26 protein-coding genes are annotated in these 25,433 nt (G+C 65.0%); 11 read left to right on the forward strand and 15 right to left on the reverse strand.

Annotated elements, in window-relative coordinates:
- Positions 1-33: 33 nt before the first annotated feature.
- Together BI327_RS05225 and grxD are read right to left on the reverse strand one after the other, a co-directional pair.
- Positions 34-588 (reverse strand): O-acetyl-ADP-ribose deacetylase, encoded by a 555-nt coding sequence (locus tag BI327_RS05225; RefSeq protein ID WP_076858661.1) that lies wholly within the window; start codon positions 586-588, stop codon positions 34-36.
- Positions 585-917, reverse strand: coding sequence for a Grx4 family monothiol glutaredoxin (grxD, locus tag BI327_RS05230; RefSeq protein ID WP_016843475.1), 333 nt, complete (start codon positions 915-917; stop codon positions 585-587). The genes BI327_RS05225 and grxD overlap by 4 nt, the downstream gene beginning before the upstream one ends.
- Before the next feature lie 293 nt (positions 918-1,210).
- On the opposite strand from grxD, the gene egtB reads away from it, so the two are divergent.
- From egtB to BI327_RS05245, 3 genes are all read left to right on the forward strand, one after another.
- Positions 1,211-2,464: an ergothioneine biosynthesis protein EgtB gene (gene egtB, locus BI327_RS05235; RefSeq protein ID WP_083741928.1), complete on the forward strand. Its 1,254-nt coding sequence runs from the start codon at positions 1,211-1,213 to the stop codon at positions 2,462-2,464.
- A 53-nt stretch (positions 2,465-2,517) separates the two neighbouring features.
- Positions 2,518-3,486 carry an L-histidine N(alpha)-methyltransferase gene (gene egtD / locus BI327_RS05240; RefSeq protein ID WP_076858663.1) on the forward strand — a complete coding sequence of 323 codons (969 nt, stop codon included), beginning with the start codon at positions 2,518-2,520 and terminating at the stop codon, positions 3,484-3,486.
- A gap of 86 nt (positions 3,487-3,572) precedes the next feature.
- Positions 3,573-3,968, forward strand: a complete 396-nt coding sequence (locus BI327_RS05245) for a DUF4345 domain-containing protein (protein WP_076858664.1) — start codon at positions 3,573-3,575, stop codon at positions 3,966-3,968.
- Positions 3,969-3,977: 9 nt separating this feature from the next.
- Here the strand turns inward: BI327_RS05245 and BI327_RS05250 are convergent, their stop codons facing one another.
- Complete coding sequence (locus BI327_RS05250; protein WP_076858665.1) at positions 3,978-5,159, reverse strand: low temperature requirement protein A; 1,182 nt, start codon at positions 5,157-5,159, stop codon at positions 3,978-3,980.
- A gap of 34 nt (positions 5,160-5,193) precedes the next feature.
- Positions 5,194-5,430: a BolA family protein gene (locus BI327_RS05255; protein WP_016843470.1), complete on the reverse strand. Its 237-nt coding sequence runs from the start codon at positions 5,428-5,430 to the stop codon at positions 5,194-5,196.
- A 197-nt stretch (positions 5,431-5,627) separates the two neighbouring features.
- Here BI327_RS05255 and BI327_RS05260 point away from each other — a divergent pair, with 197 nt between their 5' ends.
- Positions 5,628-5,987 (forward strand): DUF427 domain-containing protein, encoded by a 360-nt coding sequence (locus BI327_RS05260; protein WP_076858666.1) that lies wholly within the window; start codon positions 5,628-5,630, stop codon positions 5,985-5,987.
- 122 nt (positions 5,988-6,109) lie between these two features.
- Here the strand turns inward: BI327_RS05260 and BI327_RS05265 are convergent, their stop codons facing one another.
- Positions 6,110-6,262, reverse strand: a complete 153-nt coding sequence (locus BI327_RS05265; RefSeq protein WP_076858667.1) for a DUF1328 domain-containing protein — start codon at positions 6,260-6,262, stop codon at positions 6,110-6,112.
- Between the two features lie 217 nt (positions 6,263-6,479).
- Between BI327_RS05265 and BI327_RS05270 the strand changes: the two genes are divergently transcribed.
- Positions 6,480-7,664, forward strand: coding sequence for an acyltransferase family protein (locus BI327_RS05270; protein ID WP_076858668.1), 1,185 nt, complete (start codon positions 6,480-6,482; stop codon positions 7,662-7,664).
- Between the two features lie 108 nt (positions 7,665-7,772).
- Here BI327_RS05270 and BI327_RS05275 read toward each other — a convergent pair whose 3' ends face one another.
- Entirely contained in the window at positions 7,773-10,853 is a 3,081-nt protein-coding gene (locus BI327_RS05275; RefSeq protein ID WP_076858669.1) for an efflux RND transporter permease subunit, read from the reverse strand.
- 33 nt (positions 10,854-10,886) lie between these two features.
- Positions 10,887-11,996, reverse strand: coding sequence for an efflux RND transporter periplasmic adaptor subunit (locus tag BI327_RS05280; RefSeq protein WP_076858670.1), 1,110 nt, complete (start codon positions 11,994-11,996; stop codon positions 10,887-10,889).
- A 121-nt stretch (positions 11,997-12,117) separates the two neighbouring features.
- Here BI327_RS05280 and soxR point away from each other — a divergent pair, with 121 nt between their 5' ends.
- Both soxR and BI327_RS05290 read left to right on the forward strand, forming a co-directional pair.
- A complete protein-coding gene (soxR, locus tag BI327_RS05285; protein WP_076859234.1) occupies positions 12,118-12,594 on the forward strand; it encodes a redox-sensitive transcriptional activator SoxR in 477 nt (158 codons plus the stop codon).
- Between the two features lie 109 nt (positions 12,595-12,703).
- On the forward strand, positions 12,704-12,964 hold the full coding sequence (locus tag BI327_RS05290) for a GlsB/YeaQ/YmgE family stress response membrane protein (protein ID WP_076858671.1): 261 nt from the start codon (positions 12,704-12,706) through the stop codon (positions 12,962-12,964).
- Positions 12,965-13,069: 105 nt separating this feature from the next.
- Here BI327_RS05290 and purL read toward each other — a convergent pair whose 3' ends face one another.
- Positions 13,070-15,289 carry a phosphoribosylformylglycinamidine synthase subunit PurL gene (gene purL / locus BI327_RS05295; RefSeq protein WP_076858672.1) on the reverse strand — a complete coding sequence of 740 codons (2,220 nt, stop codon included), beginning with the start codon at positions 15,287-15,289 and terminating at the stop codon, positions 13,070-13,072.
- Between the two features lie 174 nt (positions 15,290-15,463).
- On the opposite strand from purL, the gene BI327_RS05300 reads away from it, so the two are divergent.
- Both BI327_RS05300 and BI327_RS05305 read left to right on the forward strand, forming a co-directional pair.
- Entirely contained in the window at positions 15,464-15,949 is a 486-nt protein-coding gene (locus BI327_RS05300) for a PaaI family thioesterase (protein WP_076858673.1), read from the forward strand.
- A gap of 273 nt (positions 15,950-16,222) precedes the next feature.
- Positions 16,223-18,454 carry an alkaline phosphatase family protein gene (locus BI327_RS05305; RefSeq protein WP_076858674.1) on the forward strand — a complete coding sequence of 744 codons (2,232 nt, stop codon included), beginning with the start codon at positions 16,223-16,225 and terminating at the stop codon, positions 18,452-18,454.
- Between the two features lie 76 nt (positions 18,455-18,530).
- Here BI327_RS05305 and pstS read toward each other — a convergent pair whose 3' ends face one another.
- Both pstS and BI327_RS05315 read right to left on the reverse strand, forming a co-directional pair.
- Positions 18,531-19,583 carry a phosphate ABC transporter substrate-binding protein PstS gene (gene pstS, locus BI327_RS05310; protein ID WP_076858675.1) on the reverse strand — a complete coding sequence of 351 codons (1,053 nt, stop codon included), beginning with the start codon at positions 19,581-19,583 and terminating at the stop codon, positions 18,531-18,533.
- A gap of 103 nt (positions 19,584-19,686) precedes the next feature.
- On the reverse strand, positions 19,687-20,400 hold the full coding sequence (locus BI327_RS05315) for a glutathione S-transferase family protein (protein ID WP_076858676.1): 714 nt from the start codon (positions 20,398-20,400) through the stop codon (positions 19,687-19,689).
- A 107-nt stretch (positions 20,401-20,507) separates the two neighbouring features.
- Between BI327_RS05315 and BI327_RS05320 the strand changes: the two genes are divergently transcribed.
- Both BI327_RS05320 and BI327_RS05325 read left to right on the forward strand, forming a co-directional pair.
- Complete coding sequence (locus BI327_RS05320; protein ID WP_076858677.1) at positions 20,508-20,882, forward strand: winged helix-turn-helix transcriptional regulator; 375 nt, start codon at positions 20,508-20,510, stop codon at positions 20,880-20,882.
- A gap of 115 nt (positions 20,883-20,997) precedes the next feature.
- A complete protein-coding gene (locus tag BI327_RS05325) occupies positions 20,998-21,981 on the forward strand; it encodes a DMT family transporter (protein WP_076859235.1) in 984 nt (327 codons plus the stop codon).
- 7 nt (positions 21,982-21,988) lie between these two features.
- Here the strand turns inward: BI327_RS05325 and BI327_RS05330 are convergent, their stop codons facing one another.
- The 5 genes from BI327_RS05330 to purS form a co-directional block, all read right to left on the reverse strand.
- Complete coding sequence (locus BI327_RS05330; RefSeq protein ID WP_076858678.1) at positions 21,989-22,726, reverse strand: tetratricopeptide repeat protein; 738 nt, start codon at positions 22,724-22,726, stop codon at positions 21,989-21,991.
- Positions 22,727-22,922: 196 nt separating this feature from the next.
- Complete coding sequence (locus BI327_RS05335; protein WP_076858679.1) at positions 22,923-23,882, reverse strand: tripartite tricarboxylate transporter substrate-binding protein; 960 nt, start codon at positions 23,880-23,882, stop codon at positions 22,923-22,925.
- A gap of 5 nt (positions 23,883-23,887) precedes the next feature.
- Positions 23,888-24,589: a phosphoribosylformylglycinamidine synthase subunit PurQ gene (gene purQ, locus BI327_RS05340; RefSeq protein ID WP_076858680.1), complete on the reverse strand. Its 702-nt coding sequence runs from the start codon at positions 24,587-24,589 to the stop codon at positions 23,888-23,890.
- Between the two features lie 4 nt (positions 24,590-24,593).
- Positions 24,594-25,115 carry a hypothetical protein gene (locus tag BI327_RS05345; RefSeq protein ID WP_245334716.1) on the reverse strand — a complete coding sequence of 174 codons (522 nt, stop codon included), beginning with the start codon at positions 25,113-25,115 and terminating at the stop codon, positions 24,594-24,596.
- A 70-nt stretch (positions 25,116-25,185) separates the two neighbouring features.
- Positions 25,186-25,428 carry a phosphoribosylformylglycinamidine synthase subunit PurS gene (gene purS, locus BI327_RS05350; protein WP_029083848.1) on the reverse strand — a complete coding sequence of 81 codons (243 nt, stop codon included), beginning with the start codon at positions 25,426-25,428 and terminating at the stop codon, positions 25,186-25,188.
- Positions 25,429-25,433: the final 5 nt, after the last annotated feature.

Consider the following 25,433-nt stretch of genomic DNA (forward strand, 5'->3'; position numbering starts at 1 on the left):
CCCCGGATATCACGGGGAAGTGTAGCGGCGGTATCATTGGGCACAAGGGCTACCGAAGGTGTCCAGGACCTTCTGGTGAAGCTCGCCGCTTGGGGCAGAGAAGCAGCAGAAGATCACCTGCGTGACACCTGGTGCCGACGGCAGGGCATCGACGACGGTTTTGACCGCGATCTTCGCAGCCCGGTCCGGCGGGAAGTGATAGACGCCGGTCGAGATGGCGGGAAATGTGATGGAAACGAGCCGGTTGGCATGGCACAGCTCGATGCCGCGGCGATAGCAGGATGCCAGCAGCGCATCCTCGTTCTGGGTGCCGCCGTGCCAGATCGGGCCGACGGCATGGATGACGTGCCTGGCCGGCAGCCGGTAGCCCTTGGTGATCTTGGCATCGCCGGTCGCGCAGCCATGAAGCGTCCGGCACTCGTCCAGCAACTCGGGCCCGGCGGCGCGATGGATCGCGCCGTCGACGCCGCCGCCACCGAGCAGCGACGAATTGGCCGCGTTGACGATGGCGTCAACGCGTAGCGTCGTGATGTCGGTAACGATGACTTCGAGCCGCGCCTTGCCGATCTGGCGCGCCGTCAAGGTCAGGCAGCCACGTCGACCGGGATGCCCTTGTCGGCAAACAGCTGCTGCAATTCACCGGCCTGGAACATCTCGCGGATGATGTCGCAACCGCCGACGAACTCGCCCTTCACATAGAGCTGCGGAATCGTCGGCCAGTTCGAATAGACCTTGATGCCGTTGCGCAGCTCGGCCGATTCAAGAACGTTGAGGCCTTTGTAGCCGACACCGATGTGGTCGAGGATCTGCACGACCTGACCGGAAAACCCGCACTGCGGGAATTGCGGCGTGCCCTTCATGAACAGCACGACGTCGTTCGACTTCACTTCGTTGTCGATGAATTGCTCGATGCTCATTTTCGCTTCCTTGCGTAGGCGGCGCTCTCAGGCCTTAACGGGCCGGCCCGCCCTTCTAACCCGTGACTGGCTATATATGTAGCTCAAACCATTGTGCATCCAAAGCAAAATGGCGGAAATCTGGCATGCGGCGGAGGCCTGACAGCACCCCAAAAGGGGGCCGGATTATCTGATGGGCCCAATATCATCGCGGGGGAGGCTTTTTTCCCGTAACGGAGCCCCTATCTAGGACGAACTGTCCGTCTGGAACCAGATTGCCGAAGCAACGTTCTCCCCTAGAATCGGAGACCCCTGTGACGAAACCAGCCTCTGCCGCGGCAACCAAGCCCGCCGCCTCCCCGTCACTGACCTCCGAATCCGGCCCGCTCGCCCAGCGGCTGGTGGATGCCTACCGCGCGGTCCGCGATGAGACCGAGCGCCGGGTAGCGCCGCTTTCCCCCGAAGACCAGCTGATCCAGTCGATGCCGGATGCGAGCCCCGCCAAGTGGCACCGCGCCCATACCACCTGGTTCTTCGAGCAGTTTCTGCTCGGCGAGCACGTCGAGGGCTACACGCCTTTCCATCCGGACTACGCCTATCTGTTCAATTCCTATTACGTCACCGCCGGCCCCCGGCACGCCCGCCACCAGCGCGGCCACCTGACCCGCCCGACCGCCGACGAAGTCACCGCCTATCGCCGCCATGTCGACGCCGAGGTGGTGAAATTCTTCCAGACCGCCACGACGGAAAAGCTCGAGGCGCTGGTGCCGCTGGTCGAGGTCGGCCTCAATCACGAGCAGCAGCATCAGGAGCTGATGTACACCGACATCCTGCATGCCTTCGCGCAGAACCCGATCCCGCCGGCCTACGATCCGGCCTGGCGTTTCCCGGCGCCGCACGGCGGCGCTGAGGAATGGGTGACGCTCAACGAAGGCATCCACACCGTCGGCCACGCCGACGACAGCTTCCATTTCGACAACGAGAAGCCGGCGCATCGCGCTTTGGTCGGCCCGGTCAAGCTCGCCAAGAATCTCGTCACCAATGCCGACTGGCTCGCCTTCATGAGGGACGGCGGCTATGCCACCGCCACGCTGTGGCTGATGGACGGCTTCGGCACCGTGAGCAACGAGGGCTGGCAGGCACCCGGCCACTGGCGCGAGATCGACGGCGAATGGAAGATCATGACGCTGGGCGGCCTGCAGCCGATCGACCCGAAGGCTCCGGTCTGCCATGTCAGCTATTACGAGGCCGACGCCTTCGCGCGCTGGGCCGGCAAGCATCTGCCGACCGAGATGGAATGGGAAGTTGCAGCCCGCGCCGGCCTGCTCAACGACGCCTACGGCATCGTCTGGCAGTGGACCCGCAGCGCCTATTCGCCCTACCCGGGCTACCGCGCGATCGAAGGCGCGCTCGGTGAGTACAACGGCAAGTTCATGGTCAACCAGCTCGTGCTGCGCGGCTCGTCGCTGGCGACGCCGGCCGGTCACAGCCGTGTCACCTATCGCAACTTCTTCTATCCGCACCATCGCTGGCAATTCACGGGGTTACGCCTCGCCGACTACGCCTGATCGATTCCAGTCGACATCAAGTGCGCGCCGGTAAGCGCGTTCAGGAGAGTATCATGAATGTGCATGCCGCCGCTTTGGCCAAAGCGTATCCGTTCGACGAAGCGACTTCGGCGTTTGCCGGTGATGTGATCGGCGATCTCGCCCGTCACCCGAAGCGGCTGTCGCCGAAATACTTCTACGACGCCACCGGCTCAGAGCTGTTCGAGCAGATCACGGTGCTGCCGGAATACTATCCGACGCGCACCGAGCTCGGCATCCTGCGCGACCGCGGCGACGAGATCGCCGCGATCATCCCGGAAGGCGCGGCGCTGGTCGAGTTCGGCGCCGGCGCGACCACCAAGGTGCGCCTGCTGCTCGAGCATTGCGAGTTCGCCGCCTATGTGCCGGTCGATATTTCAGGCGATTTCCTCAAGGCTCAGGCCGACGGCTTGCGCCGGGATTTCCCCGGTCTCGGCATCTATCCGGTTGCGGCCGATTTCACCGCGCCGTTCGCGCTGCCCGACGCCGTCGCCACGATGCCGAAGGTCGGCTTCTTCCCGGGCTCGACGCTCGGCAATTTCGAGCCGAGCGAGGCGGCCGCCTTTCTGCGCAGCGCGCGCAAGATCCTCGGCCACGGCGGACAGATGATCATCGGCGTCGACCTCGAGAAGGACGAGCGCGTGCTGTACGACGCCTATAACGACGCGGCCGGCGTCACCGCGCGCTTCAACCTCAATGTGCTGGTTCGCATCAATCGCGAGCTCGGCGGCAATTTCGACCTGTCGGGCTTCACCCACCGCTCGATCTACAACCGCGACCGCCATCGCATCGAGATGCACCTGATCAGCCGCAAGGCGCAGACCGTGCGCATCCTCGGCAACACCTTCGCGTTCCGCCCGGGCGAGAGCATTCACACCGAGAACAGCTACAAATACTCGCTCGAGCGCTTCACCGCGCTCGCGCGCAACGCGGGCTGGACGGTGCGCGAAAGCTGGACCGACGCCAACACGATGTTCTCGGTGCATGCGCTGGTCGCCGACTAGCAACGTTAGCTTGACGCGTTTTCTTCACGCGAACCGGTATCCACTTCGCTCGAAAACGCTATGACGCGAGGGACGGCGCAACGATCATGGGCAGGCGTCCGCTACAGATCGCAACGGCGCTGCTCGCCCTCGTCCCGATCCTGACCGGCATCATCACGATGCTGGGCGTGAGCGATCCGCTCTATGCCTCGTCCGGCGTGCCGGCGCTGCCGGTGCTCGACAGCAATCTGCGCTTCTTCGGCGGGGTCTGGCTCGGTCTCGGTCTCGCGTTGCTCTGGCTGGTGCCGCGGATCGAACGCGAGAGCGTGCTGTTTCGCGTGGTCTGGGGCGGCATCTTCCTCGGCGGCATCGGCCGGCTGCTGTCGATGATGATGGTCGGCTTGCCGCCGCTGCCGTTCGTGGGCTTCACCGCGCTGGAAGTGATCGGCGCGCCCTTGTTCGTCTATTGGCAGCACCGCGTGGCCACGGCCTATCGCGCGTGATGGCTCCCGCTATTCTTCCTCTCGCGCCGACCGCAGCGATATCGATTCCCACGCCGCGACCACGATCATGATCGCCGTGGTGACGATCGAGAGCACGAGCGGCGACATCTCGCGGGCGAAATAGGCCGTGATCGCCAGCGCGATGATGCCGACGCCGTGCGAGAGCTGCAGGAAATTGCGGATCACGTATTTGAACAGGATGGTGCCGACCAGGAACAGCATCGGGCCGCCGACCGAGCTCACGATCGTCCTCAGGTCGGAATGGCCGGACGGATGCTTCAGCACGAGTTCGTCGGCGACCGCGGCGAGGATGATGCCGCCGACGATCGGCATGTGCAGATAGGTATAGGCGATCCGGGCCACGCGGCCGGATTCCTCCGACCTGGAAATCATCTCGGAGCCGGCCTCGGCGCCCTTGTGGAAATAGATCCACCACATCGCGATGCTGCCGACCAGCGCCGAGATGAACGCGGCGACATTCTCCGGCGTCCAGGTCAATTCGGCGAACGTCGCGCCGTCGACGACGATCGCCTCACCGAGCGCAATGATGATGAAGCCGGCGCAGCGTTCGGCCATGTGGCCGCCCTCGACCGACCATGCCTCCATCGAGGATGGGCCAAGCCGAGGCGTCCAGAACCGCGCGGCCGGCGCGACATACTCGATCGTCAGCGCCGCGATCCAGAGCCACATCCGCGTCTCATGCTCGGCGAAGCCGCCAAGAATCCAGAGCACGGCCGAGCAGGACAACCAGATCAGGATGCGGATTGCATTGTGGCGCACCGCCGTTCGCCGCCGCGGCGTCACCAGCAGCCAGAACGCCGTGCGGCCGACCTGCATCGCCGCATAGGTGCCGGCGAACCATAGCCCGCGCCCCTCGAAGGCAGAGGGTATGGAGGTCGACAGCAACAGCCCGCCCAACATCAGGACGAACAGCAGCAGGCGAACCGGCGTCAGCTCGGGATTGAGCCAGTTGGTGACCCAGGTAGTGTAGACCCAGACCCACCACACCGCGAGAAACAGCAGCGTGACCTGCACCGCCCCCAGCGGGGTGAAGTGGTGCAGCAACGTATGCGACAGCTGCGTGACGGCGAAGACGAAGACGAGGTCGAAGAACAGCTCGGCATTGGTGACGCGGCTGTGCTGGTCCGGCACGATGACGCGAAACATCCTGCCGCGCGAATTATCCACCATCGCTTAAGGCCCCCGCCCGCTGGTCGCCGCGGGCCTAGCCTTCCGGCACGCCGGTCTGCAGGGCCAGTGCGTGCAGCACGCCGCCCATCTGCCCCTTCAGCGACTGGTAGACGATCTGGTGCTGCTGGACGCGGGACTTGCCGCGGAATGACTCGGATATGACAGTGGCCGCGTAGTGGTCGCCGTCGCCGGCCAGATCGCGGATCGTCACCTCGGCATCGGGGATCGCTGCCTTGATCATCGATTCGATATCACGGGCGTCCATCGGCATCCCAGTCCACCTCCGTCAGGTCGTTCGAATCAGGCCGGTTCGGCCAAGAAACCTAAGACAAAACCCAAGATAAAACCTAGCGCCCGAGGTCTTCTAGGTCATCCCTGGCGACACTATATTCCCATTCCCAGCGAATTAAACCTGCATCAATCGGTCACAAGCCATCACGCCGAAATGACCAGAAGAGGCGCAGAATCATGAAGCTCCCCGGCCCCGACCATCCGATCACGATCACACCCAATGCCAAGCGCGTCCGCGTCACCGCCGACGACGTCGTGATCGCCGAGACCACCCATGCGCTGACCTTGAAGGAAGCGAGCTATCCGGCCGTGCAATACGTCCCCCGGCAGGACGCCCATATGGAGCTGTTGACCCGCACCGAGCGGACCACGCACTGCCCGTACAAGGGGGATGCGAGCTATTTCAGCATCAAGGCCAACGGCAAGACGCTGGACAATGCGATCTGGACCTACGAGGAGCCCTTCCCGGCCATGACCGAGATTGCCGGCCACCTCGCCTTCTATCCGGACAAGGTCAAGATCGAGGAAGTCGCCTAGGCCGTCCCGCCAGCCGCAATCGCCGGGCTCGCCCGGCAGCTTGCGCCGTCCCAAGCCTGAAAAACGTAAATGCCCGGGCAAGGCCCGGGCATGACGAGGGGAGGATTCGGCCCGGACCGCCGCTAGACCCTGAATATCGTGAGCCCGAGGATCAAGAGCACCAGGAAGATCACGACGAACACATAGAACAGGAAGCGCGCGATGTCGGCGGAGGCGGCTGAGATGCCGGTGAAGCCCAGCAAGCCCGCGATGATCGATACGACCAGGAAGATCAGCGCCCATTTTCAGCAGTGTCATTGTTGCTCCTCAAGCCGCGTGCGCGCCTTGCGCGTCCGCCAATCCTCCCGATAACAGCCATTACCGACCCCGGTTCCAAAACGAAACAGAAGCGCTGAGATGACCGACCTCGACACCACGGAATCGGGACGATTGGGCCTTGCTGAATCGAGTTCCCGATTGCAACATCAGGGTGCAGACCCGGCTGGGGGCACCATGAAATCGATTGCTCACGCGGCTCCGGCCGTCGACATCCAGGCAGCACCGAAGCTCCACAAGCGCAATGTCGCCCTGGACCGTGCGCGCACCTTCCTGACGCTGGTCGTGCTGCTGCACCATGCGGTGATCCCCTACACCCATTTCGGGCACACCGACCCGACGTCGTGGATCGGATTCGATTGCATCGTGCTCGGCACCGACAGCTTCTTCATGGCGATGTTCTTCTTCCTGTCGGGGCTGTTCGTCTGGCCCGGACTCGGCCGCAAGCCGTGGCTGATCTTCCTGCGCGACCGGTTGCTGCGGCTCGGCCTGCCGTTCGTCGTCTGCGCGGTCACGGTGATCCCGATCGCCTATTACGCGATCGCGCTGCGCACGACGCCGGATCTGACTTTCTCTGAATTCTGGCGGAGGACCATGATGTTCGGGCCGTGGCCGAGCGGCCCGATCTGGTTCGTCTGGGTCTTGATGACCTTCGACTTGACGGCCAGCGTGCTGTATCGAGTGTCATCGCGCTTGCTCGAGCCGATCAACCGGCTGTCGATCAAGGGATTCCAGCGTCCCTCGAAGTTCTGGCTGTTCCTCGTTCTCGTCAGTGCCGCCGCCTACCTGCCGATGCTGGTCCATTACGGCCAGAACTACTGGTTTGAGCTCGGACCGTTCTCGGTGCAGGCGAGCCGCGTGCTGCTGTATGCATGCTATTTCTTCATTGGTGCAGGGATCGGTGCGGCAAACCTCGAGGGCGGCGTGCTCAGCGCGCACGGACGGCTGACCGAGCGGCGCTGGTTCTGGACCGGCATCACACTGATCCCCTATGCGCTGATGTGGATGATGATCTACATCAAGCGCCAGATTATCGGTAACCCCGATCCGCTGCCGGGCTGGTATCTCGCGATCTACGGCAGCTTCTACGTGCTGTTCAGCGCTTCGATCCTGTTCGCGATCCTGGCTTATTTCCTGCAATCCAAGGCATCGGGGCCGACGCTGCTCGACCGCATGCAGGGCGACGCCTACGGCATGTTCCTGGTGCACTATCCGATCGTGCTGTGGCTGCAATACTGGCTGTTCGACATGGATCTGCCGGCGATCGCAAAGGCCGCGATCGCGTTCTTCGCCACCGTGGCGCTGAGTTGGGCCGCGACCGCCTTGCTGCGCAAGCTGCCGGGCGCCAACTACGTGCTTTAGCCCGACGCGCAAGCGGGCTCGGCATCGGGACGGTGTTCCCTCTCCCGCAAGCGAGAGAGGTCACAGCCAGTTCGCCGGCGGATCGACCAAACCAAAGTCCATCGCGCTCTACGCCGCGATCTCGCCCCTCGCCGCCACGCTTTCCAGCCGTGGCGTTGCCGCGGCGCGGTGATCGCGGGCGATCAGGATGTAGAAGGTCGGCAGCACGAACAGCGTGAACAGCGTGCCGATCAGCATGCCCATCACCACCACGATGCCGATCGCGAAGCGGCTCGCCGCGCCGGCGCCGTCGGCATAGAGCAGCGGCGCGAGGCCCGCGACCATCGCGGCCGTCGTCATCAGCACCGGGCGCATGCGCACCGCGGCCGCCCGCTGGATCGCGGCGACCCGGTCGAGCCCTTCATGGTGCTGGATCTCGTTGGCAAAGCTCACCATCAGGATGCCGTGCTTGGAGATCAGCCCGATCAGGGTAACGAGGCCGATCTGGGTGTAGATGTTCAGCGTGGTGAAGCCGAAATACAGCGGCAGCAGCGCGCCGCAGACCGCAAGCGGCACCGTCACCATGATGACCAGGGGATCGCGGAAGCTTTCGAACTGCGCCGCCAGCACCAGGAAGATCACGATCAGCGCCATGCCGAAGGTGACGATCAGGCGGTTGCCCTCCTGGACATATTGCCGGCTGTCCGAGAGCCAATCGACGGTCATGCCCGGCGACAGCTTCTGCGCCTGCATGAATGACACTGCCTGCCCCATGGTCACGCCGGGCTTGAGCACCGCCGAGATCGTCGCCGCATTCATCTGGTTGAATTGCGGCAGCCGGTTCGGCTCGGGCTTGACGTTGACCTTGATCACCGTCGACAGCGGGAACATCTGGCCCGAGCTCGAGCGCACGTTGAAATTCCCCAGGTTCTCCGGCGTGACGCGATCGGCCTGGCGCACCTGTGGGATCACCTCGTAGGAACGTTCGAAGAAGTTGAAGCGGTTGACGTAGTTCTCGCCGACCAGCACCGCGAGCGTATCGGCGATGGTCTGCATGCTGACGCCGGCCTCGGCCGCCTTGGCATGATCGATGGTGATCCGCGCGGTCGGGCTGTCGAAGGCGAGATCGCTGTCGACGAACACGAACAGCCCGCTCTTCCAGGCTGCCCCCTTCAGCGTCTCGACCTCCTGATAGATGCTGGAGAAATCGCCGGCCGAGCGCACCACCATCTGGAACGGCAGCCCGCCGGTCGCGGCCGGCAGCGCGGCCGGCTGGAACGGCGTCACGCTGGCGCCGAGCACGCCATAGGACATGCCGTAGAGCTGGTTCTGGATGTCGTTGGCCGAGCGCTTGCGCTTGTCCCAATCGGTCAGATTGATGCCGCCGAAGGCGCGGTTCTGTCCGTCATTGCCGTTGAGCACCCAGCTCGACTGGTACTCCGGAAACGAGCGATACATCTGCTCGATCTGGTCGGTATAGCGCGTCGTGTAATCCACGCTGGCATATTGCGGCGCCCTGAGCACGGTGAACACGTAGCCCTGGTCCTCCGGTGGCGCGAGCTCGCGCTGGCTGCCGAGGAACAGCACCACGATCGCTGCCAGCACGCTGACGGCGACCACGAGCACCGCGGCGCGCATCCGCAGCGTCGCCGCCAGCAGCCGGCTGTAGCCGCGCGACAGTTTTGAGAACTGGTGCTCGACGAAGCGGGCAAACCGGCCGTGCGAGGTCGCCTCTCCCAGCAGTTGCGAGCTCATCATCGGCGACAAAGTCAGTGCGACCACGCCCGACACGATCACCGAGCCAGCAAGCGTGAAGGCGAATTCGCGGAACATGCTGCCGGTGAGGCCGCCCATCAGGCCGATCGGGGCATAGACCGCGGCCAGCGTGATCGTCATCGCGATCACGGGGCCGATGATTTCCCGAGCGCCGATCAAGGCCGCCTCGGCCGGCTTCAGGCCTTCCTCGATGTGGCGATGGATGTTTTCGACGACGACGATGGCGTCGTCGACCACGAGCCCGATCGCGAGCACCATCGCAAGCAGCGTCAACAGGTTGATGGAGAAGCCGAGCGCCAGCATCATTGCGGCGGTGCCGACCAAGGACAGCGGAACGGTGACGACCGGGATCAGCACCGAGCGGAACGATCCGAGGAACAGCAGGATCACCACCACGACGATCGCGATCGCCTCGGCCAGCGCGTGCTGCACCTCCGATATCGAGGCCTTGACGAAGTGCACGATGTTGAAGACGTCCCGGATCTTCAGGCCGGGCGGCGCCACCCGGTTCAGGTCGTCGATCACCTTGTTGGTGGCCGCGACGATCTCCAGCGGGTTGCCGTCGGGGGTCGGCTGCACGCCGATGAACACGGTGGGCGTACCGTTATCGCGCGCATTGGCATCGTAGTTCTCGCCGCCGATCTCGAGCGTCGCGACGTCGCCGAGGCGCACCAGGCCGCCGCTGCCGGCTCCGGTCTTGATCACCATCCTGCGGAAATCGTCGAGAGTCCTGAGGTCGGTCTGCGCGGTGATGTTGGTGACGGTGATCTCGCCGCGCAGCCGGCCCGGCGCCGATTGCACGTTGTTGGCACGCAGCGCGGCCGCGATATCGCCCGCGGTCAGCCCGCGCGCCGCGAGCTTGAACGGATCGATCCAGACCCGCATCGCCAGCGCCGCGCCGCCCAGCGTGTCGGCCGACGCGACACCGGGCACCGACGTCAGCAGCGGCTGCGCCACGCGGGTGGCGAAGTCGGTGATCTCGGCCGGGCTCAAGGTCGCGCTGGTGAAGGCGATGTATTGCACCGCCGATGCGCCGTCGGTGATCTTGGTGATCACGGGATCGAACACGCCGGCCGGCATGCGGTACTTGACCTGCTGCACCTTGGCGAGCACCTCGGTCATGGCGCGGTCGGCATTGGCGTTGAGCACCAGCTTGGCCTTGATTTGGCTCAGGCCGAGCGTCGAGTTCGAGGTCATGTACTCGATGCCGTTGGCGGTCGCGATCGACTGCGCGATGACAGAGGTGACGAAGCCCTGCATGACGTCCTGGGTCGCGCCCGGGAAGGAAACGTCGACCTGGATGGTGGCGCTTTCCATGCTGGGATATTGCCGCACCGGCAGCGTCAGCATCGCCGCCGTGCCGATCAGGAGGATCAGCAGGCTGACGACGGTCGCGAGGATCGGCCGGCGAATGAAGATGTCGGTGAAATGCATGATGCTTGCCTTTGGCCGCCGACCGCTCGGGGGTCAGCGCCCTTTCTCCGGCGTCTCCGCCATCGTCATCTGAACGACCGCGCCGGGCATGACGCGGAGCTGGCCCGAGGTCACGATGTGATCGCCGGGCGAAAGCCCCTGCTCCACCACGACACGCTCGCCGATGCGCTGCCCGGTCTTGACCGCAACACCGATCGCCTTGTTGTCGCGCACCACAAGCACGCTCTCGCCCGATGCGCTGGTCTGGATCGCGGTGACCGGCACCACGATGGCATCGAGTTGCGGCGGCAGCACCACATTGACCGTCACGAACAGGCCCGGCCGCAGCAGCCGGTCGGGATTGTCGAACAAAGCCTGCACGAGGACATTGCGGGTGTCCTCGGCGACCTGCGGTTCGATGGCGTTGATAACAGCCTCGAACACCCGATCGGGGTAAGCGTCGGTACGGATCGTCACCGCGCCTCCCACCTTCAGATTTGACAGGCGCTGCTGCGGAACGGTGAAATTGGCGTAGAGCTGATCGAGCGCGGTCAGCGTGGCGAGCGCATCGCCGGCGTTGACGTATTGGCCGAGATTGACCTTGCGTAGGCCGATCTGGCCCGCGAACGGCGCCCGGATCGTGGTCTGCGCGATCTGCGCATCGAGCTGCTCGACCGAGGCGTCGGCCTGCTTGAGGTCTTCCTGGCGCTGCTGCAGCGTCTCCTGGGTCACGAAGCCGGACGGCGCCAGCCCCTGCGAACGCTTCTCCTGCAATTGTGCGAAGCGCCCCTTGGACACCGCAACGGCACGCGCGGCGCGCAGCGGCGCATCATAGAGCTGCACCAGCGGCGCGCCGGCGGCGACATCGGTGCCGGCATCGAAATTGATCGCGGTGACGCGGCCGGCAACCTCGGGCGCGAGCGTCAGCTGCCGCACCGCCTGCAACGAGCCGATCGCCTCGATCGACCGCGGCAGGCTTTCGGTTCGCACCACCATGGCCGCAACCGGCGTCGGCGGCGGTTCGGCGGTCGGCTTCGCGTCGGCCCCGCCGCCGCGCCAGACGAACAGCGCACCGGCGGCACAAGCAAGCAACAGGACGGTGATGCCGAACGGCCTGGCACGAAGCCCGAGCCAACGGCGCGACGAGAATGATGCGGACGGCATATCGCTTCCAAGAACGAACCCCGGCGGGTCGGCCGGAAGCTTGCCCCTGCAAGCCCGCGCCTGATATAGAACCTCAAGTATGGTTGAGGTCAAGGCAGGCAGCTTGCAGGATTTCCAATCTATGACGCTTGCACAGGAGCTTTCGGTCGGCGAAGTGGCGCGGCGCAGCGGACTGGCGGTCTCCACCCTTCACTTCTACGAGAGCAAGGGGCTGATCGCGAGCCACCGCACCGGCGGCAACCAGCGGCGCTATGCCCGCGGCGTGCTGCGGCGCATCGCGGTGATCAGGATCGCGCAGCGCGCCGGGATCCCGCTGGAGGAGATCCGGCAGACCTTCGCCGCGATCCCGCTCGATCGCGCTCCGACCATCCGTGAATGGGAGCGCGCGATGCGCGCCTGGACCGAGGCGCTGCAACAACGCATCAGCGATCTCACCGACCTCCGCGACAAGCTGTTCAACTGCATCGGCTGCGGCTGCCTGTCGCTCACCGAATGTCCGCTACGCAATTGCGACGACAAGCTCGGCACCCAGGGGGCAGGCCCGCGCATCCTGATCACGGCCGCGGAACGCCGGCAGCGGCGCAAGCGGCAGGCCTAACGGCGAGTCGCGCCCCGACAAGTTGCGCACAACCTGCCATTGGTCACATGCCGCCCGGTGATTCTCAGGTATGCTGGCTGGACTTGCTTGACCCCTAGGGAGTCCTGAGATGAACGACCCTCAAGTTGGATGGATCGCCGCCATCATCGTCGGCGGATTGGCCGGCTGGCTCGCCGAGATGTTCATGAAGTCCGGAACCGGCATCCTCATGAACATCATCCTCGGCATTGTCGGCGCTGCGCTGGCGAACTGGTTGTTGGGTCTGCTCGGTGTGTCGCTCGGCGGCGGCTGGCTCAGCTATCTCATCGCCGGCTTCATCGGCGCCTGCATCATCATCTTTGCGTGGCGCGCGGTCCGCGGCGCGACCTAGGGCGCGATCCAGGGGATCGGCTTGCACAGAAAGAAATAGCGCGATGATGAATTCATCGCGCCATTGAAATCCTTGCAACGCGCGGTAGCGCCTGATCCGTCGGGATCAGGCGGCAGTGCTGTGCATGTAGTTCGGAAGCCAGTGCTCGAACGCGCGGGAGAGGTCTTCGACCGCAACCGGCGTCTCGCCTGCGACAGCGATCGCATCGCCGCCGGTGGTGCCGATACGCGCGCAGGGCACGCCCGCCCCCTTCATCTTGGCCAGCACGAGGCCCGCGTCGGCCGCCGGCACGGTGACGATGTAGCGGGCCTGGTCCTCGCCGAACCAATAGGCATGCGGCACGATCGAGGACGGCGCCGCCAGGAGCTGGGCGCCGATGCCGCTTGCGATCGCCATCTCGGCCAGCGCGATCAGCAGCCCGCCGTCGGAGACGTCGTGCACCGCGGTCGCGGTGCCGGCGCGGATCATGCCGCGGATCACGTCGCCATTGCGCTTCTCGGTCGCGAGATCGACCGGCGGCGGAGCACCCTCCTCGCGGCCGCAGACGTCGCGCAGATAGACCGACTGGCCAAGCCAGCCTTGCGTATCGCCGACCAGAAGGATCGCCTCGCCCGCCGCCTTGAACGCCAGCGTCGCCGACTTGGTGAAGTCGTCGAGCACGCCGACACCGCCGATCGAGGGCGTCGGCAGGATGCCGCGGCCGTTGGTCTCGTTGTAGAGCGAGACGTTGCCGGACACGACCGGGAAGTCCAGCGCGCGGCAGGCTTCCGAAATGCCCTTCAGGCAGCCGACGAACTGACCCATGATCTCGGGCCGCTCCGGGTTGCCGAAATTGAGGTTGTCGGTGATCGCGAGCGGCCGGCCGCCGACCGCGGTGATGTTGCGCCAGGCTTCGGCGACGGCCTGCTTGCCGCCCTCGAACGGATCGGCCTCGCAATAGCGCGGCGTGACGTCGACGGTGAGCGCAAGTCCCTTCGGCCCGTCCTCGATACGAACCACCGCGGCATCGCCGCCGGGACGCTGCATGGTATTGCCGAGGATGACGTGGTCGTACTGTTCCCAGACCCAGCGCTTCGAGCACAGCTCGGGCGTGCCGATCAGCTTGGTCAGCGCGTTGGCGATGCCGAGCGGCGGCTTGACGTCCTGGCCGCGGATCACCGGCAGCGCGTTCGAGGCAACGTGCGGACGGTCATAGACCGGCGCCTCGTCGCCGAGCTCCTTGATCGGCAGGTCGGCCATCACGTCGCCGCCATGCTTGACGACGAAGCGCTTGGTCGGCGTGGTGTAGCCGACGATGGCGAAATCGAGCCCCCATTTGCGGAAGATCGCCTCGGCCTCTTGCTCCTTCTCGGGCTTCAGCACCATGAGCATGCGCTCCTGGCTCTCCGAGAGCATCATCTCGTAGGCGCTCATGCCGGTCTCGCGGGTCGGCACCGCGCTGAGATCGAGCTCGACGCCGAGGTCGCCCTTGGCACCCATCTCGACCGCCGAGCAGGTCAGGCCGGCCGCGCCCATGTCCTGGATCGCGATCACGCAATCGGCTTCCATGATCTCGAGGCAGGCTTCGAGCAAAAGCTTCTCGGCGAAGGGATCGCCGACCTGCACGGTCGGGCGCTTCTCCTCGGAGGCATCGTCGAACTCGGCCGAGGCCATCGAGGCGCCGTGGATGCCGTCGCGGCCGGTCTTGGAGCCGAGATAGACGATCGGCATGTTCACGCCCGACGCCGCCGCGTAGAAGATCTTGTCGGCGTCGGCGAGGCCCACCGCCATCGCGTTGACCAGGATGTTGCCGTCATAGCGGGTGTGGAAGCGGACCTGGCCGCCGACCGTCGGCACGCCGAACGAATTGCCATAGCCGCCGACACCCGCGACCACGCCGGACACCAGGTGCCGGGTCTTCGGGTGCTCCGGCGCGCCGAAGCTCAGCGCGTTCAGGCAAGCGATCGGCCGCGCGCCCATGGTGAAGACGTCGCGCAGGATGCCGCCGACGCCGGTGGTGGCGCCCTGGTAGGGCTCGATGTAGCTCGGGTGGTTGTGGCTCTCCATCTTGAAGACCACGGCCTGGCCATCGCCGATATCGATCACGCCGGCATTCTCGCCGGGGCCCTGGATCACCCAGGGAGCCTTGGTCGGCAGCCCGCGCAGATGGATGCGGGACGACTTGTACGAGCAATGCTCGTTCCACATCGCCGAGAAGATGCCGAGTTCGGTGAAGGTCGGAACCCGCCCGATCAGCTTGAGGATGCGCTCGTACTCGTCCGGCTTCAGCCCGTGGGCGGCGACGAGTTCGGGGGTGATCTGGGGCTCGTTCTTGGGCTCGGTCATGGGACCCTTAATAGGTAGATCGAACGGGGGCGAAAAGGCCTTTTACGGCCCATTTTCGGCCTGTCCAGAGCTTTGCGGCGGTTGGACGCGGCTTGGGGTTGGCACTCAGGATTTGCACAAAGGGGATGGATCGGATTTAAGGACCCGAACCCGATAATTGAAGGCCCAGATTTCGTGAACGAGCTCGCCAAGACCGCGCTAGAGACCGCATTCAACCGCCGCCCCGACCTGCACGTCGAAACCGAGGGCGAATTCGCCGGCTGGCGAGCCTGGACCCGGGACAATTTCGAGAGCCATTCCGGCCCGTTTTACCACCGCATGGACGAAAACGGCCGGATCAGCTGCGCGTTCCGGGTCGCCAAGAAGCACCTCAACGGCGGCGGCAACGTCCATGGCGGCTGCTTCATGACGTTCGCGGATTACTGCCTGTTCGCGCTCGCCGGCTCGGTGCTCCAGGGCCCCGGCGTCACGGTGTCGTTCGCCTCGGAATTCCTCGACGCCGCCCGCGAGGGCGACCTGATCGAATGCAGCGGCGAGGTCACCCGCGCCGGCATGTCGCTGATCTTCGTGCGCGGCATGCTGACATCGGCCAAGCGGCCGTTGTTCACCTTCTCCGGCACCATCAAGCGCGTGAAGCGCAAGGCGCCCGCGACAGCGTAAGCGCTCGACCTGCTTCGCTCGAAGACGCGCGAGCTCTGTGGACACCCGCAGTCATCCAGCCGTTACATCGGCACGGATTGAATCGAACACAGAGTTCTAGCGCGTTGTGTTCACGCGCGTTCTTTGTGTGAAGCAATGCGCACTGCGGTTGTGACGCGACGACGTGCTGTCGTTGCGTCGTCGCGCATGCGTCACATGGCCGTCAGCCAAGCCTCCGTAGATTGCCCAACGGTTTCCGTTTGTGCATTCGCACAGCGATTATGGGGCATTCTCATGAAATTGAAGACGTTTGTGTCCGTCACGACGGCGATGTCGCTTGTCGCATCGCTGGCGTGGACTGCAACTCCGGCGCGCGCCGGTCAGGACGGCGATAATGGCGATCGTGCTGGCGATTCCCGCGGTCATGATCAGGATCAAGATCAGGACCATGACGGCGGTCACCATGGCCGCAAGGCGCGCGTGGTGATGATCTCGCTCGACGGTGCCAAGCCCGATTTCATCCAGAAATTCATCGAGGAAGGCGTGCTGCCGCGCGATGGCGGCCTCGCCCGGCTGAGCCGGCGCGGCGCAGTCGCGTTGCAGAACGTGACGGCGTCACCGTCGCTCACGGCAGTGTCACACATTGCGATCGCGACCGGTTCGACGGCGGTCCATAACGACATTCCTTCCAACACGTTCGAGCCGATCGTCGGGCCGATCTCCAGCAGCATCAGCGGCTTCGCGGCGCCGATCGGCGGCTACAATGAGAGCCCGCTCGGGCCGTCGGCGCACCCGACTGCACAGCCGCTCTGGGTGCAGTTGCGCCAGCAGGGCAAGAAGGTCGTCACCGCGACCTGGCCCGGCGGCGACGGCGCCGACATCTCGATCAACAAGACCGTGGTGCAGCCGGCCCAACCGACCCGCGTCACCGATTTCACGGTGCCGTTCGGCGCGTTCGGCGGCATCGGCGCCCAGGGTTTCACGCTGTCGCGCAGCGACTTCACGGCCGATCCGGGCATCGTCGCGGCACTGCAGGCTGCGGGCCACTTCTCGTTCAGCCCGGTGCTGGTGACCGCGGCACCGATCGAGACGTTCTCATGCTCCGCCGCGGCGACCGCGACCTGCACCAACGCCGCGACGCTCGACGTCAAATATTCGATCCGCGTCGCCGCGATCGACACGACCAATGATCGCAAGGTGAACTACGACACGCTGGTGTTCTTCGACGAGAATCGCGGCATCACCGCCGGACCGTTCCACGCGCCCTCGACCGGGCCGGCCTACGCCAAGTTCGGCGGCGAGAATGCCCCGTTCTTCTTCGAAGGCAGCGGCGCCAAGGTCGGTGCCGCCTACTTCGTCTCGGCGCTGTCGCCCGATCTCTCGGTGGTGCGCTTCGCCCGCTACGGCGCCAACTACATCCCGCGCAACACGCCTGTTCTCGCCGATGTCGACGACATCAACGACAACATCGGCTTCTGGCGTCCGCAGGCCGATTTCCGCATTCCGGAGCGCCTGAGCCCCGGCTTCACCGGCTTCCCCGACGTCGAGATCGAGACCATGTTCGAGGACATGGTGAAGACCTTCGTGCGCTACCAGGCGAACATCGGCGAGCGCGCGATCAAGACCCATCCGGACGCCGACCTCGTCATGGTCTATATCGAGCAGCCCGACGGCTCCGAGCACCAGTTCCTGCTCACCGATCCGCGTCAGGGCACCACCCCGACCGATCCGAACTCGATCGGCGCCAACCAGGATCCGGCCAAGGTCAAGCGCTACGCGTCCTACATCCGCTTCGCCTACCAGACCGCCGACAAAGCGGTGAAGCAGATTGCCGATGCGGCGGGCCACGACAGCAACGTCATCGTGGTGTCCGATCACGGCTTCGCGCCGTTCCACACTTCGGTCAATCTCACCAACATCCTGCGCAACGCCGGCATCGATACCAGCAAGGTCGGCATCCGCACCTCGGGTCCTGCCGCCGACATCTACGTCAACCTGCAGAATCGCGAGCTCGGCGGCACCGTTGACCTTGCGACCTACCGCACCCTGGTGGCGCAGATCACCGATGCCGTGAAGAACGCGGTCGATCCCAACGGGCGCTTCAACTACTCGCTCAAGGATCAGCGCATCTTCACCGTCGTCGAGACCCGGCCGCTGCAATGCGATGCCGGAACCGGACAGTGCACCAGCAAGACCGTCGGCCAGGACTATGGCGACGTGTTCGCGCTGATGGCGCCCGGTTACAATTTCGACGGCATCCAGAACCCCGGCGTCGCGCGCGCGGGCGATGCGCCGTTCAATTCGGCAACCACCGCGCTGTCGATGCCGAACTTCTATGGCGCCCACGGTCACGACCCCGAGCTTCCGGTGATGAGCGCGACGTTCATCGCCGCCGGGCCGCAGATCCGGAAGGACACCGTGGTGCGGCACATGCGCAATATCGACGTCGCGCCGACCATCGTGCGGATTCTCGGGACGGCACCGCATCAGGTCGATGGCGAGGTGCTGAGCGAGGTCCTGCGCTAGCTCGGGTAATGTCAGGCGATGGACGCAGGCCGGCGTCCATCGCGGCACGAGGCTTCTCGGATCAACCAATGCGGCGTCAGCGCTTTCCGGGCGTTGACGCCGACGCCGTGAGCGCCTCGAAATGATGCTGCCAATACTGCTCGATCTGCTCGACCAGCGCGGCCGGCAGTGGAACATAGTTGAGCAATTGGGCCTGCGGCTTGCCGCTCTCCAACGACCAGCGCAGGAAATCGATCGCGGTTGCCGACCGCTCGGGCGATTTCGACTGCTTGTGCATCAGCACGAAGGTGGTGGCCGTGATCGGATACGCGTCCTCTCCCGGGGCGTTGGTGAGGACCAAATAGAAATCCTGCGTCGCGGTCCAATCCGCACTCGACGCCGCAGCCTGGAACGAGGCGGCATCCGGGGTGACGAAATTGCCGGCACTGTTCTGCACCAGGCCGAAGGAAATCCGGTCGAGCCGTTGCAGCGCGTAGGAATATTCGAGATAGCCGATCGACCCGGGAATCAGACTGACGAGCGAGGCGACGCCATCATTGCCCTTGCCGCCGAGCCCCACCGGCCATTCCACCGACGTGCCCTCGCCGACGCTGGCCTTCCACTGCGCACTGACCTTCGCGAGATAGTTCGACCAGTTGAATGTCGTGCCCGAGCCATCGAGCCGGTGCACCACGGTGATCGCGGTCCGCGGCAGCTTCAGCTCGGGATTGACCACCTGAATGGCCGGATCGCTCCACGACTTGATCTTGCCGAGATAGATGTCGGCGAGCAGCTGGCCGGTGAACTGGATTTGGCCGGGCTTGACGCCCGCGACATTGACCACCGGCACGACGCCTCCGATCACGATCGGGAATTGCATCATGCCGAGCCTGTCGAGCTCCTTCGGATCGAGCGGCATGTCGCTGGTGCCGAAATCAACCGCGGCCTGCTTGATCAGGCCGACGCCGATGCTCGAGCCCACCGCTTGATAGCTGACATTGTTGCCGGTCTTTGCCTTGTAGGCATCGATCCATTTCGCCATCACCGGCGACACGAAGGTTGAGCCCGCGCCCTTGGTCTCCGCAGCCATGCATTGCGTTGCGACGAACAGAGCCGTGAAAATGATCGGTAATCTGAAATGCTTCGTCATGCGACCAACCCTATCAGCGCGAGCGGTAGCTGCGTGTGGGACAGGTCACAAAACTGTAACAGAAGCCGGAGCCCCGAACAACGGAGCTCCGGCCCCAGAATCGTCACGTGACCGGCGCACCGAAACGGTCGATCACCTCGGCAAGCGGAACGTGACCGGCGCAGGCGCCTGACCCCGGCCTGTGCTCGCCCGTCTCCAGCGCCGTCGCATAGATCACGGCCGGATCGGCTTCAAGTCGCGCACGGAGTGCGGCCAGTTTCGGCCAGCGGTTGCGGTCGGCAACGGCGTGAAAATCGAGCCAGCGCGCGACACCGATCAGCAGACCATCCGCCAATGTCGGATGGTCACAGAGCAGGAACGGCGCGTCGCCGATCAGTTCCTCGAGCCTGTCGTGCCGCTGCACGACATTACCCTGTCCCCACTGCCGCAGCACAGACTGCATCGCGGGATTCGGGGTCTGCATCTCCAGCGCCGCCCACAGCGGACTGAACGCGGCGGTGAATCCGGTGTTCACGAAGGCCATCAGCTGACGCATCCGGTCGGCCTGTGGTGACAACGGGTCGAAGCTGATGCGGCGCTCGGTATCACGTGCCGCGAGCCAGCTTGCGATCGCCATGTTCTCGGTGAGCACCCTGCCCTGGTCGGTGACGAAGGCCGGCGTCTCATGCCGCGGATTGATCCGCGCATAGGAGGGATCGCGCATTTCGCCGAGCATGTCGACACGGCAAAGGCGATAGGGCTTGCGCAGCCATTCGAGGGCTGCGACGAGCCCCATGGAGCTTCCGAGCGGGAAGCCATAGATGAGGATAGGTTCCATGATGTGGTCTCCGGTGATGTCTGACGATCACGCTGCGCAGCGGAGCCGGACCCTATTCGCCACATCCGTGAAGTAAATTACGCACCTTTTTGTAACCACGAGCCGCCATGAAAACCCTCGTCTCCCGCTGCCCGATCGAAGAAGTGATGCAGATGCTGAGCGGCCGCTGGCCGACGCTGCTGATCTACTATCTGAAGCAGGGCACCAAGCGCTTCAGCGACCTGCGCCGCGACAACCCGACCATCTCGCACAAGATGCTGACCCTGGAGCTGCGCAAGCTGGAGGATGCCGGCATCGTCGAGCGCAGCGAATTCGAAGGCTATCCGCTGCGCGTCGAATACCAGCTTACGCCGGCCGGCCACCGGTTGGTGCCACTGATCGACGCGCTCGGCGACTGGTGGGAAACGACGTCGGATACGAGTGCACATCCCGGCTCCATGGATGCCGAAGCGGCCGTGTCGAATACCGCCTCGCGGGATTAAGCGACACGAAGCGCAGTAAACTTGCTCTGGCCTCGGGTTAGCTCCCGAAGTATCAGTTTCCATGCGCGCCAATGCGCGGGGAGCCAATCAAGGTGCCGAAGAGCACAGCGAGAGCATGACCCAGAACGTGCTCAAACAAGGGGCCAAGACGGGCGGCGTGCCGGCTCCCGCGATCACACCCACTCCATCGGCGCCGGGCGCGCGCGGCTGGCGCGACTATGCGCTGCTGCTGGCGCTCGCCTGCTGCTGGAGCTCGACCTATCCGCTGACCAAGATCGGGCTCGGCTCGATCCCGCCGGTCACCTTCATCTCGGCGCGCTCGCTGGTCGCCGCAGCCTTCCTGCTCGTGGTGCTGCGGATCCGCGGCATCCGCATCCCGACCGACATCAAGGCCTGGAAGCTGTTCGCCTTCCAGCAGACCATCAACTCGACGATCCCGTTTTTGGTGATCACCTGGGCGCAGCTCTACGTGCCGGCGTCCAACACCGTGGTGCTGGCCTCGACGACGCCGATCTTCGCCTTCCTGATCACTTGGGCGATCACGCGGCACGAGCCGGCCTCGCTGCTCAAGCTGGTCGGCGCGATCCTCGGCCTCGCCGGCACGATCGCGATCATCGGCCTCGACGCGCTCTCGGGCTTCGGCAAGGAAATCTTCGCCGAGATCGCGATCCTGCTCGCCACCGTGTCGTTCGCCTGCGCGACGATCTTCGGGCTCCGGCTGTCGGACTACGACCCGATGGTGGTCGCCGCCGGCTCGCTGCTGTTCGGCGGCACCGTGCTGCTGCCGGTCGCCCTGATCGTCGACCATCCCTGGACGCTGCACCCGACGGCGCAGGCGCTGGTCGCGACCGTCGTAATGGGCATCTTCTCCAGCGCCTTCGGCCTGATGCTGTTCTACATGTGCCTGACGCGGCTCGGCACCCTCACCACCAACGCGCAGGGCTATCTGCGGATTCCGATCGGCGTCGCGCTGTCGGTGATCCTGCTCGGGGAATCCGTGCCGTCGAACCTGGCGCTGGGGCTCGTGCTGGTCATGGCCGGCGTTGCCGCGATGACGATGCCGGCCGAGGCCGTCAAGCGCTGGCTGCGAAAGTTGTAATCGCAGCTCAGGCCGACAATTGCTTCTCGGCGATCGAGAGCCACTCGGCCTGCGCATCGCGCAGATATTTCGGCGCGCGGCGCATCTGGATCAACAGCTCGTTGAACACCATGCGCGCCTCGGCGGTGCGGCCGACCAGCTGCAACAAGAGGCCATAGCGGACCCGCGCCTCGGCGCCCGGAAAATACTGCGACACCGCCTGATATTCTTCCAGCGCCTCATCGACCCGGCCGATCTCGGCGAGCGAGCGGGCATAGAGCAGATGCCCCTCCGCGGATTCGAAGTCCGGCCAGCGCTCGCGCAACGCATCGAGCGTCGCCAGCGCCTCGGCCGGCTGCTTGCGGGCGAACTGGGCCTGCGCCTTGGCCAGCGCGTAAGCGGGATCGTCGCCCTGCGGCAATCGCAGGACGTGGTCGTAATGGCTCTCCGCCTCCTCGAAGCGGCCGATGCTGTGGCACTCCGCGGCCAGCGCCGCGCGGTTGGCAATCGTGTCCGATGTCGCGAGCCGGTCGGACAGTTCGCGGTACCGCTTCTCCGGATCGAGCCGGTTGGCGACGCGCTTGCGCGCCTGCGCGGCGCCCGGTCCGCCCCACCATTCCGGAACGAGCTCGACGACGATGTAAGCAAGCGCGCCGATCAACGGCACCATCAGGATGATGAAGGCCCAGGGCTGCAAGCGCCCGGTGCGCGAGGCGTGATAGATCAGCGTGATGTCGAGCAGCAATATGACCAATGCAACAGGCATAACGATCCCAGCGAGCCGGACAGATCATCCAAATCGCCCCGTCATAACGTGCCCGGCACGCTGCGACAATCCCCGGTTGCTAACCGTCCGCGCTAGCGTGAAGAGATTGTGAAACTTGAGGCGACTATCCCTGCATTTGTCGCTGATCAAACGGACCAGGTTCATGGTCCGCGCCTATCGACGCACCGCGCAGGCGCTACTTCTTGTCGTCGGCGAGCAGCGCGCGATATTTCGCCACGTCGCGGGTCACGAGCTGCTGCAGCGCCTCGGGCGCAAGCTCGTTGGCGTCGGGCGCAACCGTCGACAGGTCGACGAACCGCTTCTTCACCGCCTCGCTCGCGACGGCCGTACGCGCCGCCGCATTCAGCTTGGCGATGATCTCGGGCGGCGTGCCCTTCGGCGCGAACAGGCCGTTCCAGCCCTGCGCCTCGAACTCCGGCAGTCCGGCCTCGCTTGAAGTCGGCAGTTCCGGCAGCGAGGCGAGCCGCACGGTCGAGCCGACCACGACCGCTTTCACGAGCTTGTCGTCGATCGCCTGCGACACCGAGGCCGCGGCGTCGCAGACTCCGTCGATCTGGCTGCCGATCGCATCCGTCAGCGCGAGGGCAGCACCGCGATAGCCGACGAGTTGCACGTCGATCCCGGCGGCATGCACGAAGCTCTTGCAGATCAGGTAATTCGACGAGCCGACGCCGGCATGGCCGAGATTGACCTTGCCCGGGTTCTTCTTCGCGTAGTCGATGAACTCTTTCAGGTCCTTGGCCGGGAAATCCTTGCGCAGCGCGACGATGCCGAAGGTTTTCGCGACGACCGCGATCGGCGCGAAGGAGTCAGGCGTGAACGACAGCTTCGGATAGATGGTGTAGGTCGCGGCGTTGGTGCCGGCGTTGCCGATCGCGATCGTATAGCCGTCCGGCTCGGCGCGCGCCGCGCGGGTCAGCGCGGTCGAGCCGCCGGCGCCGCCGACATTCTCGATGATGATGCTCTGGCCGAGCGCTGCCGCCATCTGGTCGGCGACCGCGCGGGCAATGACATCGGAGGTGCCGCCTGCCGTGAACGGCACGATCATCGTGATCGGACGCTTGGGAAAGTCCTGCGCATGTGCCGCCGTCGCAAGCAGCAACGCGGCCGCCGCCGCGAACCAGCGTCCGAGCATGGGCGTCAGGCCGCCTTCTCGAACTGCTGGACCAAGCCTGCGAACAGGCCGCGGCCGTCGGTGCAGCCCATGATCTCTTCGACGTGGTTTTCCGGATGCGGCATCATTCCGAGCACGTTGCCGCGCTCGTTGACGATGCCGGCGATCGAATGCGCGGCGCCGTTGAAGTTGGAGGCCTCGTCGACCACGCCCTCGGCCGAGCAATAGCGGTAGAGCACCCGCCCGTCGCCCTCGAGCCGCTTCAGCGTCTCTTCATCCGCCTCGTAATTGCCCTCGCCATGCGCCACCGGGACGCGGATCACCTGGCCGGCATTGTAGCCGCGGGTGAACGGGGTGTCGGAGCGTTCGACCTTCATATGCACGTCGCGGCAGACGAATTTCAGCCCGGCATTGCGCATCAAGACGCCCGGCAACAGGCCGGACTCGCAAAGGATCTGGAAGCCGTTGCAGACGCCGAGCACGAGCCCGCCCGAGGCTGCGAAGTCGCGCACCGCGTCCATCACCGGCGCGCGGGCCGCGATCGCGCCGCAGCGCAGATAATCGCCGTAGGAGAAGCCGCCGGGCACCACCACGAGGTCGGTGCCTTTGGGCAGCGCGGTCTCGGCGTGCCAGACCATCGCGGTCTCATTGCCGGATGCGAGCTTCAGCGCGCGCGCCATGTCGCGCTCGCGGTTGATGCCGGGGAAGACGAGGACGGCTGATTTCATTGCGTCACCTGGTTTTGGGTGCCAGCGCGAGCTTAACTGCGGCGGCAAATCTTGCGTAATTGTCGTTGCTGGCCTTCTCGTCGCGCGCCGAACTGATCAGGCTGGCGGAGCCTTGTCCGCCAAACAGCAGGCCGTTGACCTGATACTCGCTTGCGCCGTTGGGCGTCACCGTGAGGCGCCGTGCCTTGTACATGCGCGGCACCGCGGTGCCCTTGTCGCCGTCAACACCGAGCAGCGTGATCCGCTGTCCGGGCGTCCGCTGCTCCAGCGCCTTGATGATCTGGTTCTGCCCGTCACGGAACTGATCGAGCGTCATCTGATTTCCGCCGGTGTAAACCCGGTAGCTGACCTTCGAACCCGCTCCGCATTGCGCCTGTTCGCAACGGAACAGATGCGTGTCATCGCGGCGCTCGTAACGCCAGCCGCTGACTGCAAATGGCGGCCGCTGCGTGGTCGCCGACGGCGCCGGCGCAGGCGACTGGGCCGAAACACCACCGATCCCGGCAACGGTGAGCAAACCGCCCAACAACAATCGGGCGACCGTCCGGTCGTTGCCAAGAGAGACGGGAGCGGCTGATATCATTTGGCTCGCCCGGCTAGCTCAGGACCTCGACCCGATAGTTCTCGATCACGGTGTTCGCCAACAGCTTGTCGGCGGCGGCTTTCAGCGCCGCCTCCGCCTTGGCCTTATCGGTCGCGGCGAGCTCGATGTCGAACACCTTGCCCTGGCGAACGCTGGCGACGCCGTCGACGCCGAGCGACTTGAGCGCGCCCTCGATCGCCTTGCCCTGCGGATCGAGGATGCCCGACTTCAATGTGACAGTGACACGTGCCTTCACGATAG

It is taken from the genome of Bradyrhizobium mercantei (assembly GCF_001982635.1).
Taxonomy (GTDB): domain Bacteria; phylum Pseudomonadota; class Alphaproteobacteria; order Rhizobiales; family Xanthobacteraceae; genus Bradyrhizobium; species Bradyrhizobium mercantei.

Coding starts and splice junctions, on each gene's coding strand:
- BI327_RS05280 (WP_076858670.1), bottom strand. CDS start 11,996: ATGCCGTCCGCATCATTCTCGTCGCGCCGTTGGCTCGGGCTTCGTGCC.
- BI327_RS05335 (WP_076858679.1), bottom strand. CDS start 23,882: ATGCTCGGACGCTGGTTCGCGGCGGCGGCCGCGTTGCTGCTTGCGACG.
- BI327_RS05245 (WP_076858664.1), top strand. CDS start 3,573: ATGGGCAGGCGTCCGCTACAGATCGCAACGGCGCTGCTCGCCCTCGTC.
- purL (WP_076858672.1), bottom strand. CDS start 15,289: ATGACCGAGCCCAAGAACGAGCCCCAGATCACCCCCGAACTCGTCGCC.
- BI327_RS05305 (WP_076858674.1), top strand. CDS start 16,223: ATGAAATTGAAGACGTTTGTGTCCGTCACGACGGCGATGTCGCTTGTC.
- purQ (WP_076858680.1), bottom strand. CDS start 24,589: ATGAAATCAGCCGTCCTCGTCTTCCCCGGCATCAACCGCGAGCGCGAC.
- BI327_RS05315 (WP_076858676.1), bottom strand. CDS start 20,400: ATGGAACCTATCCTCATCTATGGCTTCCCGCTCGGAAGCTCCATGGGG.
- soxR (WP_076859234.1), top strand. CDS start 12,118: ATGACGCTTGCACAGGAGCTTTCGGTCGGCGAAGTGGCGCGGCGCAGC.
- pstS (WP_076858675.1), bottom strand. CDS start 19,583: ATGACGAAGCATTTCAGATTACCGATCATTTTCACGGCTCTGTTCGTC.
- egtD (WP_076858663.1), top strand. CDS start 2,518: ATGAATGTGCATGCCGCCGCTTTGGCCAAAGCGTATCCGTTCGACGAA.
- BI327_RS05325 (WP_076859235.1), top strand. CDS start 20,998: ATGACCCAGAACGTGCTCAAACAAGGGGCCAAGACGGGCGGCGTGCCG.
- BI327_RS05320 (WP_076858677.1), top strand. CDS start 20,508: ATGAAAACCCTCGTCTCCCGCTGCCCGATCGAAGAAGTGATGCAGATG.
- BI327_RS05275 (WP_076858669.1), bottom strand. CDS start 10,853: ATGCATTTCACCGACATCTTCATTCGCCGGCCGATCCTCGCGACCGTC.
- BI327_RS05260 (WP_076858666.1), top strand. CDS start 5,628: ATGAAGCTCCCCGGCCCCGACCATCCGATCACGATCACACCCAATGCC.
- BI327_RS05330 (WP_076858678.1), bottom strand. CDS start 22,726: ATGCCTGTTGCATTGGTCATATTGCTGCTCGACATCACGCTGATCTAT.
- BI327_RS05290 (WP_076858671.1), top strand. CDS start 12,704: ATGAACGACCCTCAAGTTGGATGGATCGCCGCCATCATCGTCGGCGGA.
- BI327_RS05250 (WP_076858665.1), bottom strand. CDS start 5,159: ATGGTGGATAATTCGCGCGGCAGGATGTTTCGCGTCATCGTGCCGGAC.
- grxD (WP_016843475.1), bottom strand. CDS start 917: ATGAGCATCGAGCAATTCATCGACAACGAAGTGAAGTCGAACGACGTC.
- BI327_RS05270 (WP_076858668.1), top strand. CDS start 6,480: ATGAAATCGATTGCTCACGCGGCTCCGGCCGTCGACATCCAGGCAGCA.
- BI327_RS05255 (WP_016843470.1), bottom strand. CDS start 5,430: ATGCCGATGGACGCCCGTGATATCGAATCGATGATCAAGGCAGCGATC.